Origin of the sequence: Prosthecobacter vanneervenii, from assembly GCF_014203095.1 — a bacterium.
Taxonomy (GTDB): Bacteria; Verrucomicrobiota; Verrucomicrobiia; order Verrucomicrobiales; family Verrucomicrobiaceae; genus Prosthecobacter; species Prosthecobacter vanneervenii.
On record NZ_JACHIG010000001.1, the window covers coordinates 20,868 to 35,425 of the forward strand.

Genomic DNA, 14,558 nt, shown 5'->3' on the forward strand with positions numbered 1-14,558 from the left:
ATCATGAATTCCCTACATCTCAAAAACCTTCTTGTGCTGCTGATCCTCAGTCATGGTTTTGCTTTACGCAGCAGTGCTACGGAGATTATCAATTCCGGACCAAGCTTGAGCGTGGTTCAGGGGGATGCCGCTTCGTTTAACGCTCAGTTCTTCGATGCCGACGGCAACGGCGGCGTCGACATCCGGGCTGTGCATGTGGCTACAGGGCAAACCATTGGGCAGTTCGTGCGCAGCGACGACACTGGTGATTTACAATGGACTTGTGATACTAGCACGCTTCCCACCGGCACCAACCCTGTGCAACTCATCGCCACGGATCCGGCTGGAGAAAGTGCTGTAGTGTCGATATCGTTGCAGATCAATCCAGCCTCCTCTGTGCAGCAGTGGCGGCAGACTCATTTTGGCAGCAGCCAGAACAGTGGTGCTGCATTGAACAGTGCAGATCCAGACGGAGATGGTTTGAACAACTTTGCGGAATTTGCCTTTGGTCTGGATCCGAAAATTGGCAATCCTGATGTGGGTAATCGCATTGAAAGTGACGCAGGCAGGATGAAAGTGATGTTCCGACGCCGCAAAGACTATCAGAGTGCGGGGCTCAACTACATCTATGAGTTCAGCAACGACCTGCAGGGATGGGAGGCAAGTTCGTTTAGCCCACAGGTTCTTAGTGATGATGGCACGATGGAAAACCTAACGCTGGAGTTTCCTATGCTGAGCAATGGCCAGACCAGCCGGTTTTTCCGCACGCGTGTCGAGTAGTGTTGCCGCGCCAGGGGCCACTTTCGCTGTAATTCGATGATAACAGCACCTGGGGCTGGTGCCGAGATGAATCCATCTTGCGCTTTCGCTTGGAATCATTCGGTAGAATAGTGGCTGATAATGTCAGTCGAAAGCAGCTCATGCCGCACTCCTGTGCTATTTTTGATCCACCGTCGTCTCGGGCCTGCCACACGGGTCATGTCGGCATTGAAATTGGCTCGGCCTGAAGTGCTGCTTATAGCGGCAGACGGCCCGCATGATGACGCGAGGTGTGCAGATGTCAGAGAGCAGATGCTCAACAAAATCGACTGGCCATGTCAGGTGGCAACGCGATTCCTGGATGAGCAAATGGGCTGTCGCAATGCAGTCTCCTCTGCTTTGGACTGGGCCTTTGGTTTACATGAGCAGCTTATCATTCTAGAAGACGACTGCGTGCCGCATGCCTGTTTCTTTGCATTTTGTTCAGCCATGCTCGATCGGTACAAAAACGAGTCTGAGGTAATGCAGATCTGTGGAAGCAATCTCACCGGCATGCGACCAGCGGAGCAGAGCTATTTTTTTTCGCGGTTTGGTCCCATCTGGGGCTGGGCCTCCTGGCGGCGCGCCTGGCAGGCTTATGATGTCGAGATGAAAGAATGGAGCACGCTGAGAAATTCCACGCGATTGCACCAGCTCTGCCCCGAACCCTTTGAGGCTGGCTGGCGGCATGAAGTGCTTGAAGCGGTATATCGAGGCGAAGTGGATACATGGGACTATCAGTGGGCTTTTGCCAAGCTTCGCTCAGGCGGTCTGAACATCGTGCCTGCGGTCAATCTGGTATCAAACATCGGCTTTGGGGAGGATGCCACCCACACCACTAACGCAGATGATCCACGAGCAGAAATGGAAATACATGAGCTTGCTTCCCCCTTGCGGCATGCAGATAAGATTATTGCGTGGCAGGAGGCAGACCGTGCTTATTTAACCCAAGTCGTTGGCCTGCCGGAAAGCATCTGGTCCGCCAAGGGGATACGCCGCAGCCTCCGCTCACTTTTTAAGTTATGAAGCGAGTCTGCCTTATTTCGACCGTGAATCACAATGTCGGCGACGACTTTGTGCGTGAAGGCATTCTTTTCCTACTTCGTGACTTGCTTGGCGAGGTGGAAGCCAGAGTCATTCACAAACATTTTCCAGTCACGGTGCGTGGCGAGCCGTGGCCGCAGTTGGATCGACTGACACGGCACATGCCTAATTGGTTGAACTGGCGTACTCACATCGCCCGCGTGGCTGATTTGCTGCCCGGCAATCCAGCGGTGGATCTCGTGGTGGGCAGTGACTTGGTCGTTCAGTGTGGTGCCCCGGTGTATTGGAAGAATGCTTGGTCCACCTGTGCGCAAACTGAATGGTTCGCGCCGCTCATCGAACAGCGGTATAGGAAGCTCGAGCGAAGCGTGCCGCTGCTGAATCTTGGGGCCGGTTCCTGCCAGGCCTGGGGAAGCGCTGGTTCCGAGATTGTTTCAGATCCGGACTGCCGGTCTTTTATTGACCGCTTTACCCGCTGGAGTTCTGTGACGACAGTGCGCGACAAGCTGGCCCAGAGCATTCTGCACCAATGCGGGCATGAGGTGCCTTTGTTGCCATGCCCTTCTATTTTTGCTCCAGAAGCGCTGAGTGTGCAAAGCCGGCCCGGGCGGTATATCGCGCTCAATTACATGCCTCTTGGCGGGCATTATGATCTTTCAGGTTACGGTGGCGTCGCGCTGCAACGATGGCAGCAGGCGTTCTGTATCACAGCACGGGACCTTGCGCGGCGGCAGGAGTGTCTGCTCATCTGCCATGATCGCAGAGAGTTGGAGGAGGCGAAGCGTCTTCTCCCTGAGATCCCTCGTTTCTACAGCGAGGACTGGCGGGCTTATCTGCAGGCCTACTCGTGCTGTAGCTCTGCAGTAGTAAATCGAGTTCACGGAGCGGTGGTGGCCGCCGCCATGGGAAAGCAGGTGCTGCTCACTGGAAACGATTCGCGCTTGCTCATGGCCGCAGAAGTGCCGGGTATAACCGTGCAGCCAGTTGATGAAGTTCTACACTCATTTGATGAGCGTGTGGCGGCTTTGCTGTGCCTGCCAGCCAGAGAAAAGCCTGAGGCTTTCATAGCTGCAACCAAGTCACGCTATCTGGAACTCCTGCGCCCCTTGTTGTCTCCATGATTCGCTGGATTCGACTTCTTTGCTACCGGATTACTCTGGCTGTTTTACATCTTATGCCCAGAGCCAAGGGGCGTCGCTATCGACTGGCCATCCTGAAACTTGATCGCCTGGGGGATGGTGTCCTCTCCCTTGGTTCGGTACGTCTGCTGGTTAAAGAATTCGGCGCTGATCAGACTCTGCTCATCATCTCCAATGTGGCCGAACCCCTCTTTCGGAATGAGTTTCCCGGAGTGGACATGCTGGTGCTGCCGCCTTTCAGCCAGTCTTTCTGGCCCGATTTCGTTCAGACCATGATCTGGCATGCATCCTGGCTTCGTGCCATTCAGGCGGATGATCTGGTGTGTTTGCGGCATCAGCCCTCAGATTACCTTCATGCCATTGCATCGCTGGTGCGCGCACGACAGATGCATGCTTCAGAGTGGCTTGGAGCCGGAGAGAGTGTGTGCCTGGCCTATACGCGCTGTCGGAGGGTTCCCTATCCAGAGTATTCTGCTGAAGGTTGTCTTGAACTGGAGGCCCACCGCCGAGTTACGCAGAGTGTGCTTGGCCGGTCTGTGTCATTTAATGACATAATCCCAGTCTTGCATTCGAGTTTCGCTACAGGCGATGAGACTTTGTTGGTTTGCCCTCAAGCCGGCGCGGCCATCCGCCAGTACCCGCCTGCCAGTCTAGCCCTGGCCATAGCCTTGTTTCTTCAGGCTGTTCCTGAGATGCGTGTGGTTGTGTGTCTGCCGCCAGGAACACTTCGCACCCCCTATGAGCAGTCTCTGCAAAACGCAGGTGTCAGCTCTGTATTTTGGGTGTATCCGGCAAACCTCGGAGAACTCAGGCAGGCCATCAGCTCTGCGCGCCTGGTGCTTGCGCCTGATTCTGCACCCGCGCATCTCACCACAGCCATGAACAAACCCGGTGTTTTTTTGCTCGGAGGTGGGCACTACGGCATGTTTGCCCCCTGGCGGCGCAGCACATTGCAGGTATGGCTGAATCACCATACGGACTGCTATCAGTGCCAGTGGCGCTGCAGCCACGCAGAACCTTTTTGCATCACACATATTCAGCCCTCGGCTGTGGCGGCAGCTCTGCAGTCCGTTTACGCTGCCGCGGGCGTGCAGTGCGTTCTCGCGGCAAAGAAGCAGTCAGCATAGCTCGCATTTTTCGTCAGAATGGCCGGCTTTTCGTAGTGAGTTTCGAGCATCGTCATCACGGCGGACATATTTTCGTGCCTGACCTCCACACAGATGGCCCGCGGAATAAATCGTGAGAGATCCAAGCCGCGCAGTGCATCGACCTCAAAACCTTCCACATCCAGGCTCAGAAGATCAAAGTCAGGTGGCGTGTCTGTTTCTATCAGCACCTCGGTCAGCGTGCGCACAGTTGCCTCGACGAACTGTTCCAGAGGTGGCAGGCCTTGTCCTTCCAGGCCGCTGCTGGCACGCGCATGTTCCGTGGCATCATCTGCCAGCGCACCACGGACCATCGTCATAAGACCTGCGTGCCTTAGCTGCAGCGTGCGGCCCGAGTCTTCAGGCGCGCCGAGTGCACAACAGACGATTTTTGACTCTCCGCGCCGCTTTTTGCACAGGGCGGCGAGCGGCGGCAGTGGCTCGATCAAAACTCCCTGCCAGCCCTTCATCTTGGCCAAGTAGTATGTATTGCTCTGCTGAAAGCCATCATATGCCCCGGCCTCGACATACCAGCCACCACGCCTTGGCAGCAAGCGTTCGAGCTGTCGGTCAAGACCGTTGAGTGCGGGGTGTGACAGCCAGCCGATGTGGCATCGTTCCAGCAGCGGCCTGACCAGATTAAAAAGCCGGTCGCGTCGCGAGTAGATGGAGCGGTAGGGGAGGGGGGCTTGTTTCACGCAGGCTGTACAAGGTTACCATACACCGCTTCTGTCCAGGGGTCTCCACGGTGCGGCACTGCACTCTGCCGACGTGTGAAGACAGAAGTACACCAGGTGTAGTCGTTCACAGGCCCAAAGCCATGAAAGTCGATCTGCATCATCCCTTGTTCACGCAACCAGCGGCAGGCGGGGGCGTTCCAATCGGAATTGTCCAAAATCAGCAGGCCATGTTCTACTAGAAATGGCAGAGCCGCCCTGGCGCATTCAAGACGGAGGAAGCCATCAATCACGATCACCTCAAACATGAGACCGCCTTTCAGAGGGGACTCCACATAGTCCAGTCCTTCCACTGGGCCGATCAGGCTAAGATTTCCGGGAGCATTTCGGCGTATTCTTTCGGCCCACTCCTTTCTTCCCTCGACCGTGGTGACCGTCTTGGCGCGGGCTGCCCACCATAGCGAGCTTTGGCCACCGCCGTACTCGAGCACGTGCGCTTGCGAGAAGTCAAGCCTTGAGAGGTAGTCCAATGCGGGGAAGGTGATCCAGGGGGCAGGCTGTCCATGCCCATCCAAAGGTATGCCGGTGCGCATGCTCTCCCACAACGCCCGCTTGATGAACAAGGTGTGTATGACTGCCAATGCTTTGCCAGCACGTGGGAAAAAGTGGTGGAGCACACGCTCAAGGAGTGTCATCAGAGGCATTAATCTCTGCTTGCGGCGCTTCTAGCAAGCTTCTATTTGCAGTCGATGGGGTTCGAATCCAATCACGCAGTCTCAGCGGAAAATGTGTGGATAGTCATTCCAGTTCACAACCGACGCACCACCACGGCGCGGTGCTTGAAGCATTTAAGCGAACTGGGGGTGCTGCTATGGGCGCATGTGCTGGTGGTGGATGATGGTTCATCAGATGGAACACGGAACATGCTGGAGCAAGATTTCCCCTGGGTGCGGGTTGTTGCGGGAAATGGTCAGTTGTGGTGGAGTGGTGCGATCCGGCTTGGCATGGAAACGGCCATTCAGAGCGGGGCTGTCTGCATCGTCTGGCTGAATGATGATACGCTGCCGCAGAGCGGTGCTTTGGAGCGGCTTGTCAACCTGTCGGCGGAACGGGCCGGCATATGCGGCGGGATTGCACGCACGCATGCAGAGTCGTTTTTTTATTCAGGCGGAGTCATGCGCAGGCGCTGGCCCGAGCGCTTGAAATCAGTCCCTGGGATCGATGCCGATCCGCTGCCTCAGGAATGGCTGCATGGCAATATGGTCGCTATTCCGGCCGCAGTTTGGAGTAGAATCGGGTTGAATGAATCCTGCTGGATGAAACACACGTTTGCTGACATCGAGTACACCCTGCGAGCCCATCGGGCAGGATTACCGGTGCTGCTCGTGCCTGCGGCGCAGGCTGCGGCTGAATACAATGATTCGGCTTCTTATTGGTCCTGGGCTGACCCACGCCTGTCCTGGCGGGATGTGCTGGCTGGTTTCCGCAGTCCGAAAGTGTGGTGGTACCTTCCAGGATTGGTTTATTTCAAGCTTGTTACGGCAGGTGTGGCAGGCGCGTTTGACTGTGTCTGGTTGTGTGTCAAGGCACTGCTGCTGGGCATCTATAAAGGTATTCCAATCCGCCGGTTGACACAAAATATTAATCAGACCAATGACATGTCCTGAATGAGTGAAGAATCTACCAGCCACCGCCAGCGCCACCAGTTTGTGGTCTTTGGCCCTGATTGGGGAAGGCACCCATCCACGAGCCAGCATCTTTTCAGTGAGCTGCTTCATTCAAATTCAGTTATCTGGGTCGAGACTGTGGGCCTGCGTCTGCCGAGACTGAACCTGCGGGATTTACGGCGCAGCTGGCAGAAACTGGTGGATTACTGCACCGGGCGGCGGCATGCGGCATCTGCCCAGTCAAATCTTACGGTCGTTTGTCCGCTGACACTGCCATTTACTCAATATCACTGGGTAAGGCGCTTCAATCTGTGGCAGATTCAGCGCTCCGTAGCCAGGGCATGCCAGCGGCTGGGGTTCGTGCAGCACACACTGGTGGTCACGGCCCCCAGCCACTGTGATGTGGTAGGCAAGCTGCGGGAACGGCTGAGTATTTTCTACTGTCCGGACAACTATGCGCTGTGGCCGGGAATGAACGCACAGCAGGTTCTGCGCATGGAGCAGGAATTGACCGGGCGAGTGGATGTCATTGTGGCGGTTTCGGAGCTTCTGGGGGAAAGGTTTAAGAACAGCGGCAAGCCGGTGCTGGTGCTGACGCAGGGGGTGAACGCAGCGCATTTTGCGCGCTCTTTGCCACCGCAGAATTCCGGGCGGTTTGAGGTCGTGTATTTCGGCATGATCGATGCACGATTGGATCTGGATTTGCTGGTCGATTTGGCGCAAAGTCTGCCGCAAGTCCTCATCCGAATGATTGGTCCGGTACTCGTCAATCCCGCCAGGCTGCGCGAATTGTCGAATGTCAGACTGGAGCCGCAGGTGCCCTTTGCCGTGCTGCCAGCATCTTTGACCACGGCGGATTTGTTCATTCTACCATTCATGTTGAACGAGCTTTCGAAAAGCTGCAGCCCTCTGAAAATTAAAGAGTATCTAGCGTGCGGACGTCCAGTGGTGGCCACGGCAGTTCCTGAAGCTGAGCGGCTTGCGCTTTACGTGCATGTGGCCAGGGACCGGACGTCATTTGTTCAGGCCATCGCTGCGGCCGCAGATGGCAAGCTGCCGTTCGATGCTCAAGCAGTGAAGCTGATGATTGCCAGTGAAGGATGGGACGCTAAGGCGCAGGAGTTCATCCAGTTTGTGGAATCGCAGCGGTCCCGGCATTAAGATGCACGACTTCGTGTCTTATGGCGGGATCGAAACGACCTGCCAGAGCCTTTCAGGAACGTTCGTAAACCAGCATTGTGCCGTTTTCCCACCAAACGCGCATCACGGGTTGTTCGAAACTCGGCTTCCAGCGTGCGTCTCCCGACTGCATGGCGGAGAGCAGCAGTTTTAGATGGGCAGGGCGTTGTGCTTCAGGGATGGACAGGTCCACAAAAACGCGGGTTATGCCTGCTTTGTCGAGATGATCCAGCAGTTCTGGAACACTGCCGACTGCTGTAACATAACCTCGCCCCATCCAGTCACTGGATGAAAGCTCCTTGCTGCCGCGATAGACGCGCAGCAGGGAAGGTGAGCGCTGGGGGCAGCCAAATGCCGCTGCAGCGATGACCGCGCCTTCGCCGTTTGGATCCGAGGCTACCAGCCAGTTTTGTTTCGCGTCGCCATGCTTGGGCAAGCCGGAGCGTGAAACCGCCGAATCAAAGCCGTGTACGTCTTTCGTTGGCCAGATGTCGGCATTCAGCAGCGGCAGGAGTGCAAAGCAAATCAGGAGTGCAGGTTGTGCCCAGCGCTCCAACTTCACCGGCCAGGGGAGAAGTGTCAGACCGTATGCGGCGGCAAGCATGACCGGCGGTGCCAGCGTGAGCAGGTAACGGGTGCTAAGCCCCACTGGAACGAGCAGCAAAACCAGCGTCATGCCCACCGCCATCGCAAAAAGCGACGCATGCACAGGGTCGAGCGCCTGCTGCCGCCAACCCGCCACGAGGCTGTGAACCACTCCGGCCACGGCCAGCAGGGTCAGCGGCCAACCAAAAACCCCAGGCATGGCTTTGAGATAGAACGGAACTGCCTGCACGAAATACTGCGCCGGGGTAAGCAGGGTCATTCCTTCTTTGGAGATGCCAGTAGAGTAGATCATCCAAGGGCCAGCCAAAATCGCCACGGGTGCAGCTGCGCACCACCATGACCAGGTGAAGATGAGCCGCCAACGACCGGTCAGCAGCGTGCCTAGCGGCGGCAGCAAACAGAGGCCCATGGCGGAGCCTTTCGTGAGAATGGCTGCAGCGGCCACGCAACCCCAGGTGAGCGCTCTGCTAACCGTGGGGTGCTGAAGATACGAGGCCCACAGCATTACCGCCCAGACACATAGGGTTGCCAGCAGAATGTCAGACATGACATGCAGGGTCAGTTTCAGTGCCAGTGGCAGCAGGAGCATGCTCAGGCTTGCAACGGCGGCAGATAGCGGTTTCAAACAACGACAGCCGATGAAGTACGTCAAAGCCGCAAGCAGAGAAAGCGTCAAGGCCTGAAAGACCAGCAGCGTGCTCACACTGTTGTGCACCAGCAGCAGAGGAGCGGTCAGCACATAATACAAAGGCGGATAATGGCCCAGCGCTACACGGGGGAAATCAGCGTAGTAGGCTTTGGCGAAGTGCATCGGATGTTGGCCAAGGCCGCTGCCCAGATAGTCCCGCAGCATCAGTGAGGTTACGGCGTGCGCCGCTTCATCGGGGTCGCCACCCAGATCTGAAGAAAATCCGCCAGCCCCAACCGCAAATGCCAGGGTGAAAAGGATGGAAACCACAAGCACCGCTGGCAGCAGCTTGGAGCCACTTCCAGCGCCCGGTTTGAATTGATTTTGACAGTTGGACATCGGCAATGCCTGCAAAAACATGTGGCATGGCGGTGTGTAAAGCAAAGATTCTTCCACTGATGGTGAATATGTGTGAGCGGTGATTTTTGTGGATTGCATAAAGCTGCGGCATGACTATTCGCTGGAATGCCGACAGACCCGTCTGACATCTCCGCCACTTCCTCGCACCGGTCCGCTTTTTATGGACTCATTGGCAGCGGATTGGTTGGACGAGATCCTTTTGACCGCCGGAGTTTTTCCGGTATCAGCTATTATTTTTTCAAGGAATGCGAGCGCCAAGGCCTGCTGCTGGGGGCGGCGGGATGTGAACTGGAGGGCTGGCGCAAGTGGCAGTTGCTTGCGCTCAACTATCACCGGCAGAAGGCGCTGTGGCGCATGCGCTACTATCTCGATTCACGTTATCGCGGCCAGTTGACGCACATTCTGGCCCGGAAGCTTCCACGGGACCAGCGCATCGGTACACTGCTCCAGATCGGTGCCATGTTTGACGGCGGGGAGCTGCTCCAAAAAAATGCCTATTGCACATCCTATCACGATGGCAACATCGCCATGCGCCTGCGCAGCCCCTATGGCGCACGTGGTTTTGATGAACGCCGGGCGGCCCAGGCGCTGGCATACGAGCGCAAAGTGGCGCAGAAGATGGATCGGGTGTTTGTCATGGGGGACTACCTCGCCAAGTCCTTTGAGGAGGATCTGGGTGTCTCACCGCATCGCATTGTCAACATCAGCCACGGGGCCAATCTGGACGAGATACCCATGCCTGATCCGCATAAGAACTATGCTTCATTGGAAGTGCTGTTTGTCGCAGTGGAGTTTGAGCGTAAAGGCGGGCGTGTGCTGCTGCCAGCCTTTCAGCGCGTGCGTCAGCAGGTGCCTGGAGCCGTGCTGCACGTCATCGGCACGCGCGGGGAGCCCCCTGCGGATCTACCGCTCGAAAACGTCCGGTGGCACGGTTTTATGCGCAAGGAAGTGCCTGCAGAGGCTGCGGTCATTGAGAATTTGTACCGCCGCTGCTCGGTTTTTGTGCTGCCATCTTTTTATGAACCGTTTGGCATCTCAGTGTCCGAGGCCATGCTGTACGGCATTGCGCCCATCATCACCGGTGACTGGGGTGTTGCGGAAAAAGTTGTCCCCGGCGTTTCTGGCCTCCATGTGAAAGCCGGGGACGAAGATGGTCTCGCCGCTGCCTTGCACGAACTGCTCAGCGATCCCGCCAAAGCCGCCGCCTACGGCAAAGCCGCCCGCCAGCGAGGCCTCGACCACTTTACCTGGCCTGCCGTCGTCACCCATCTCGGTCACGCTTTAGATGCCATGCATCAGGAGCCCCCTCTTTGCAGTCTGAGTAAGTAGTTATTTTTAGATGGTTTTCTAATAAAGCGGTTACATTGAGTTACGGTATTGCGGCCCAGCCTGGCTATTTGTTTTTGTTGCAAACCGGGCATATTCGCTGCTTTACAGCCCCGGCAAACCACGCTAACAACGTTTAGCTTTTTCTAAACAATGCCTGCCGTCGTCGACTCCCCCCAGCCCCGGACTGACTCTCCATCCCGGAATCAGGTGGCATGGAATCGCGAGGTCACACGATTCATTGAAGCCAGCGGTGCCACTACGCATTCCTTCGGTCTTGGTCGTCTGATCGGCAGGCTTTTTGCCCTGCTCTACCTCACTCCCGAGCCAATGTGTCTCGATCAGATAGCCAAAAAGCTCAAAATCAGCAAGGCCAGCGCTAGCATTACTGTCCGTCAGCTCGCTGCCTTGCATGCCGTTCATAAAGTCGAGGAAATCGAAGCTGCCGGTCGTCGTGATTTCTACCAGGCAGAGCTCAGCTTCGGCGTCATTTTGCGCAAAGGGCTCCTGCCCGGATTGCAGAAAAAGCTGCGATCCGCCGGCGTACAGATTGACCGTACCCTCGGCGTCTCTCCTTCGCAGGAAGATCTGAATGAAGCCCCCGCCGCCATCAGTGATCACCACAAGGAGATCTGCCGCAGGCTACACCTCGCGCGCGGCCTCTATCAGAAAGTCAATGCGCTCTTCTCCAACCCCTTGGTGGATAATCTCCTTTAACCCTGTTTAACGCCGCCGCTTGGCGGCAACGTTGCCCACCCTCGTGCGCAACAACCTCATCTCAGCTTTCACGCCACCGGTTTTCGCAACCGAGGGCGGCAGCGTACCCGCATTGGCTAAGGGCCGCGCCGGTTCATCTTTTTGAATTACAACATGTCGCAGACCACACCAGACCTAGTCACAGAAGCAGAAGAAGAATGGGATATGGTCATTCGCGCCCGTTCCGGCTGGTTTAATCTTCACCTGCAGGACCTCTGGCATTACCGCGACCTCCTCAGCATGTTTGTGTGGAGGGACTTTGTCGCCGTCTACAAGCAGACCATCCTTGGCCCCATCTGGTTTTTTATCCAGCCCCTGCTCACCACCGCCACTTTCACCATCATCTTCAGTGGCGTTGCCAAGCTCTCCACAGATGGCCTCCCTCCGCTCCTCTTCTACCTCGCAGGCACCACGCCGTGGAACTACTTTGCCACCTGTCTGACCAAAACCTCCACAACTTTCAAAGATAATGCCAGCCTCTTTGGCAAAGTCTATTTCCCAAGGCTCATCACGCCATTGTCGGTGGTCATTTCCACCCTCATTCAGTTTGTCATCCAGTTCGCCTTGCTCGGCATCGTCCTCGCTTGGTTCATCTGGCAGGGCAGGGACATCCGGCCCGACTATGCGGGCATATTTATCGGCACCCCGGTGCTTATCTTAATGCTGGGCGGTCTAGGTCTCGGTTCTGGAATCATCATCTCCTCTCTTACTACAAAGTACCGGGATCTCGGCTTTCTAGTCGCCTTTGGTGTCCAACTTGCCATGTATGCCACTCCCGTCGTTTATCCGCTCTCCATTGTGCCGGACAAATATCGCTTTTGGATCGAGCTCAATCCCATGACCGGCATCGTCGAAGCCTTCCGCGCGCTCTATCTCGGCGCCGGTAGCTTTTCCTGGCTGCTTTTAAGCTACTCCGCCCTGGTTACCGGGATTCTGCTGTTCCTTGGCATTATTGTATTTAACAAGGTTGAAAAATCCTTCATGGACACCGTTTGATGAGCACTCCTGTCATACAAGTTGAAGACGTCTCCAAGCTCTACCGCCTCGGTGAAGTCGGCACAGGTACCATCCAGCATGACATCAATCGCTGGTGGCATCGCATCCGTGGCAAGGAGGATCCCTACGCCAAGATTGCCACCGTCAACGACCGCACCCGCAAGGAAAAAAAATCTCCCAAGGACGACTATGTCTGGGCGTTGAAAGACGTGAGCTTCGAGGTCCTGCAGGGCGAGGTTCTTGGCATCATTGGTCGCAATGGTGCAGGGAAGAGCACCCTGCTCAAGTTGCTTTCACGCGTCACCTCCCCCTCCTCCGGCTCCATCAAGGTCAAAGGACGCATCGCCTCCCTTCTGGAGGTCGGCACAGGCTTTCATCCAGAACTCTCCGGCCGGGAAAACATCTTTCTCAACGGCGCCATCCTTGGCATGCGCAAGCAGGAAATTGTCTCCAGGCTGGATGAAATCGTGGATTTTTCCGGCTGTTCCGCCTACCTCGACACCCCGGTAAAGCGCTACTCCAGCGGCATGTATGTGCGCCTAGCCTTCGCTGTCGCAGCCTATCTCGAGCCCGAGATACTCATTGTCGATGAAGTGCTCGCCGTTGGAGACGCCGAATTTCAGAAGCGCTGTCTATCCCGCATGGACAAGGTTTCCAAACTCGGCAAGACCGTGATTTTTGTCAGTCATAACATGAGTGCCATGCAGTCCTTGTGCACTTCCATCTTGCGAATCTCCAATGGCGAGGCCGGTGTCAAAAGCCGTAACGTCGAGCAGGAGATCAACAAGTATCTTCACGACTGCCGCACCGCTCAGCCCTCCTTCCCGGTGGAATTGCAGGACGGTACGCGCATTCTCGGCTTGGAGCTCGCCCCTTCCATCTTCCCTACCGGCCAGTCCACCACGCTAACCTTTGAGGTGGAGTTCTCCAGCGCGACCACCATCACCGACTTTGCCCCGTTCATTTACAATCATGCTGGCGTCAGGATCGGCATCATGGATGGGCGTAACAAGTTCGGCCTCCCTAGAAGCTTCGCCAAAGGCCGCTATTGTTTGCAGTTCAACACCGGACCGCTGCCGCTAATGCCGGGAGACTATGTCGTCGGACTCTATCTCCGCACCCTCTCCTCCTGGTTGAACCACGAAAATCTGGGAGACTTTCAGCTCACCTCAGAGACCGGGATGGAGATTACCAACTATCCGGCGGAACACGTTGGCATCTTAAACATGAGCTTTTCGGCTGTGATCCTCTGAAAACCTTCGCCTGACATCCTCTTTCCTTATGGCTTACTCCAAATTCAAGCTCGTTCGAGGGCTCCAAAAAGTCCTTTCCGGCAAGCTGCCTGACTTTCTCTTTCCACTGGTTGAAAAAATTCGCTACCGCGAGTGGCATCGCCTCGAGCGCGGCGAGATCACGGAGATCTTCTGGCCCGTTGGCGCTGGTGCCAAACTCCGTTTGCACAAAGACTCCTTTCTTTGCCGGCCCATCGTCCGTGGCAAATTCGAACTCGGCGAGCGCAAGCTGCTCGCCCGCCTGCTGAAACCCGGCGATGTGTTTGTGGATGTCGGGGCCAATATCGGCCTATTCGCTGTGATTGCCGGGAAGTGCGTTGGTTCGCAGGGGGTCGTTCTCGCGGTGGAGCCATCCTTGCCCACTTGCAAAATTCTCCAATCCCAGCTCGACCTCAATAAGCTGCAGAATGTAAAAATCTGCCAAGTCGGCATATCGAAAGAGAGCGGAGAGCTGGAATTATTTCAGGGCACTAACATCAACGATACTTTCAACAGCTTCAGCCCGCCCATTTGGGAAGGTGAATACACCCCGACCAAGGTTCCCGTCATAACCTTCGACAGCCTGATTGCGCAGCATCTGGCAGGACGCCCAATCCGGCTCGTGAAGATCGACACCGAAGGCTGGGAATGCCAGGTGCTGGCTGGCGGCTCCATCTTCGCCCGTCCGGACGCCCCGGAACTGATCATCGAATTTTGTGACAAGGCACTGCTCGCCAGTGCTTCTTCTTGTGAGGCGCTTTACAATGCCCTGCGCTCCCTCGGCTACACCACTTTCGTGATTGATATGGAAAACGGCAAGCTGCAGCCGCTCAACCAGTCCAGGGAGTTCGAGTACGCGAATGTTTTTGCGACCAAAAGCCCCGACCGGCATCGCAATTTCATCGTGTCTTGAGTTTCTCTTCTACG

The 14,558-nt window shown here is 56.2% G+C and carries 14 protein-coding genes; 11 read left to right on the plus strand and 3 right to left on the minus strand.

What is annotated here, in order from left to right:
- Window positions 1-3 precede the first annotated feature (3 nt).
- The 4 genes from HNQ65_RS00045 to HNQ65_RS00060 all read left to right on the plus strand — a co-directional run bounded on the left by HNQ65_RS00045 (window position 4) and on the right by HNQ65_RS00060 (window position 4,087).
- Window positions 4-759, plus strand: coding sequence for a hypothetical protein (locus HNQ65_RS00045; protein WP_184337217.1), 756 nt, complete (start codon window positions 4-6; stop codon window positions 757-759).
- Window positions 760-957: 198 nt separating this feature from the next.
- Window positions 958-1,803: a glycosyltransferase family 2 protein gene (locus tag HNQ65_RS00050; RefSeq protein ID WP_184337218.1), complete on the plus strand. Its 846-nt coding sequence runs from the start codon at window positions 958-960 to the stop codon at window positions 1,801-1,803.
- 23 nt (window positions 1,804-1,826) lie between these two features.
- A complete protein-coding gene (locus tag HNQ65_RS00055; RefSeq protein WP_184337219.1) occupies window positions 1,827-2,942 on the plus strand; it encodes a polysaccharide pyruvyl transferase family protein in 1,116 nt (371 codons plus the stop codon).
- Entirely contained in the window at window positions 2,939-4,087 is a 1,149-nt protein-coding gene (locus HNQ65_RS00060) for a glycosyltransferase family 9 protein (protein WP_184337220.1), read from the plus strand. Before HNQ65_RS00055 ends, HNQ65_RS00060 begins: the two co-directional genes overlap by 4 nt.
- Here the strand turns inward: HNQ65_RS00060 and HNQ65_RS00065 are convergent.
- A complete protein-coding gene (locus HNQ65_RS00065) occupies window positions 4,033-4,803 on the minus strand; it encodes an FkbM family methyltransferase (RefSeq protein ID WP_184337221.1) in 771 nt (256 codons plus the stop codon). The two genes, HNQ65_RS00060 and HNQ65_RS00065, sit on opposite strands and share 55 nt — an antisense overlap.
- Entirely contained in the window at window positions 4,800-5,477 is a 678-nt protein-coding gene (locus tag HNQ65_RS00070; RefSeq protein WP_184337222.1) for an O-methyltransferase, read from the minus strand. The genes HNQ65_RS00065 and HNQ65_RS00070 overlap by 4 nt, the downstream gene beginning before the upstream one ends.
- Window positions 5,478-5,531: 54 nt before the next feature.
- Here HNQ65_RS00070 and HNQ65_RS00075 point away from each other — a divergent pair, with 54 nt between their 5' ends.
- Together HNQ65_RS00075 and HNQ65_RS00080 are read left to right on the plus strand one after the other, a co-directional pair.
- On the plus strand, window positions 5,532-6,449 hold the full coding sequence (locus HNQ65_RS00075) for a glycosyltransferase family 2 protein (RefSeq protein WP_184337223.1): 918 nt from the start codon (window positions 5,532-5,534) through the stop codon (window positions 6,447-6,449).
- A complete protein-coding gene (locus HNQ65_RS00080) occupies window positions 6,450-7,610 on the plus strand; it encodes a glycosyltransferase (RefSeq protein WP_184337224.1) in 1,161 nt (386 codons plus the stop codon). It begins immediately after the preceding gene.
- Between the two features lie 52 nt (window positions 7,611-7,662).
- Here the strand turns inward: HNQ65_RS00080 and HNQ65_RS00085 are convergent, their stop codons facing one another.
- A complete protein-coding gene (locus HNQ65_RS00085; RefSeq protein ID WP_184337225.1) occupies window positions 7,663-9,360 on the minus strand; it encodes a glycosyltransferase family 39 protein in 1,698 nt (565 codons plus the stop codon).
- A 27-nt stretch (window positions 9,361-9,387) separates the two neighbouring features.
- Here HNQ65_RS00085 and HNQ65_RS00090 point away from each other — a divergent pair, with 27 nt between their 5' ends.
- The 5 genes from HNQ65_RS00090 to HNQ65_RS00110 all read left to right on the plus strand — a co-directional run bounded on the left by HNQ65_RS00090 (window position 9,388) and on the right by HNQ65_RS00110 (window position 14,544).
- Window positions 9,388-10,611 (plus strand): glycosyltransferase family 4 protein, encoded by a 1,224-nt coding sequence (locus HNQ65_RS00090; protein ID WP_184337226.1) that lies wholly within the window; start codon window positions 9,388-9,390, stop codon window positions 10,609-10,611.
- Between the two features lie 150 nt (window positions 10,612-10,761).
- Window positions 10,762-11,325: a GbsR/MarR family transcriptional regulator gene (locus HNQ65_RS00095; RefSeq protein WP_184337227.1), complete on the plus strand. Its 564-nt coding sequence runs from the start codon at window positions 10,762-10,764 to the stop codon at window positions 11,323-11,325.
- Window positions 11,326-11,478: 153 nt separating this feature from the next.
- The gene (locus HNQ65_RS00100; RefSeq protein WP_184337228.1) at window positions 11,479-12,360 is read left to right on the plus strand and encodes an ABC transporter permease; all 882 of its coding nucleotides are present in this window, start codon (window positions 11,479-11,481) and stop codon (window positions 12,358-12,360) included.
- Window positions 12,360-13,613 carry an ABC transporter ATP-binding protein gene (locus HNQ65_RS00105; protein ID WP_184337229.1) on the plus strand — a complete coding sequence of 418 codons (1,254 nt, stop codon included), beginning with the start codon at window positions 12,360-12,362 and terminating at the stop codon, window positions 13,611-13,613. Before HNQ65_RS00100 ends, HNQ65_RS00105 begins: the two co-directional genes overlap by 1 nt.
- A gap of 28 nt (window positions 13,614-13,641) precedes the next feature.
- Complete coding sequence (locus tag HNQ65_RS00110) at window positions 13,642-14,544, plus strand: FkbM family methyltransferase (RefSeq protein ID WP_184337230.1); 903 nt, start codon at window positions 13,642-13,644, stop codon at window positions 14,542-14,544.
- The last annotated feature ends 14 nt before the right edge of the window (window positions 14,545-14,558 follow it).

Coding starts and splice junctions, on each gene's coding strand:
- HNQ65_RS00045 (WP_184337217.1), top strand. CDS start 4: ATGAATTCCCTACATCTCAAAAACCTTCTTGTGCTGCTGATCCTCAGT.
- HNQ65_RS00050 (WP_184337218.1), top strand. CDS start 958: ATGTCGGCATTGAAATTGGCTCGGCCTGAAGTGCTGCTTATAGCGGCA.
- HNQ65_RS00060 (WP_184337220.1), top strand. CDS start 2,939: ATGATTCGCTGGATTCGACTTCTTTGCTACCGGATTACTCTGGCTGTT.
- HNQ65_RS00070 (WP_184337222.1), bottom strand. CDS start 5,477: ATGACACTCCTTGAGCGTGTGCTCCACCACTTTTTCCCACGTGCTGGC.
- HNQ65_RS00075 (WP_184337223.1), top strand. CDS start 5,532: ATGGGGTTCGAATCCAATCACGCAGTCTCAGCGGAAAATGTGTGGATA.
- HNQ65_RS00080 (WP_184337224.1), top strand. CDS start 6,450: ATGAGTGAAGAATCTACCAGCCACCGCCAGCGCCACCAGTTTGTGGTC.
- HNQ65_RS00085 (WP_184337225.1), bottom strand. CDS start 9,360: ATGCAATCCACAAAAATCACCGCTCACACATATTCACCATCAGTGGAA.
- HNQ65_RS00090 (WP_184337226.1), top strand. CDS start 9,388: ATGCCGACAGACCCGTCTGACATCTCCGCCACTTCCTCGCACCGGTCC.
- HNQ65_RS00095 (WP_184337227.1), top strand. CDS start 10,762: ATGCCTGCCGTCGTCGACTCCCCCCAGCCCCGGACTGACTCTCCATCC.
- HNQ65_RS00100 (WP_184337228.1), top strand. CDS start 11,479: ATGTCGCAGACCACACCAGACCTAGTCACAGAAGCAGAAGAAGAATGG.
- HNQ65_RS00105 (WP_184337229.1), top strand. CDS start 12,360: ATGAGCACTCCTGTCATACAAGTTGAAGACGTCTCCAAGCTCTACCGC.
- HNQ65_RS00110 (WP_184337230.1), top strand. CDS start 13,642: ATGGCTTACTCCAAATTCAAGCTCGTTCGAGGGCTCCAAAAAGTCCTT.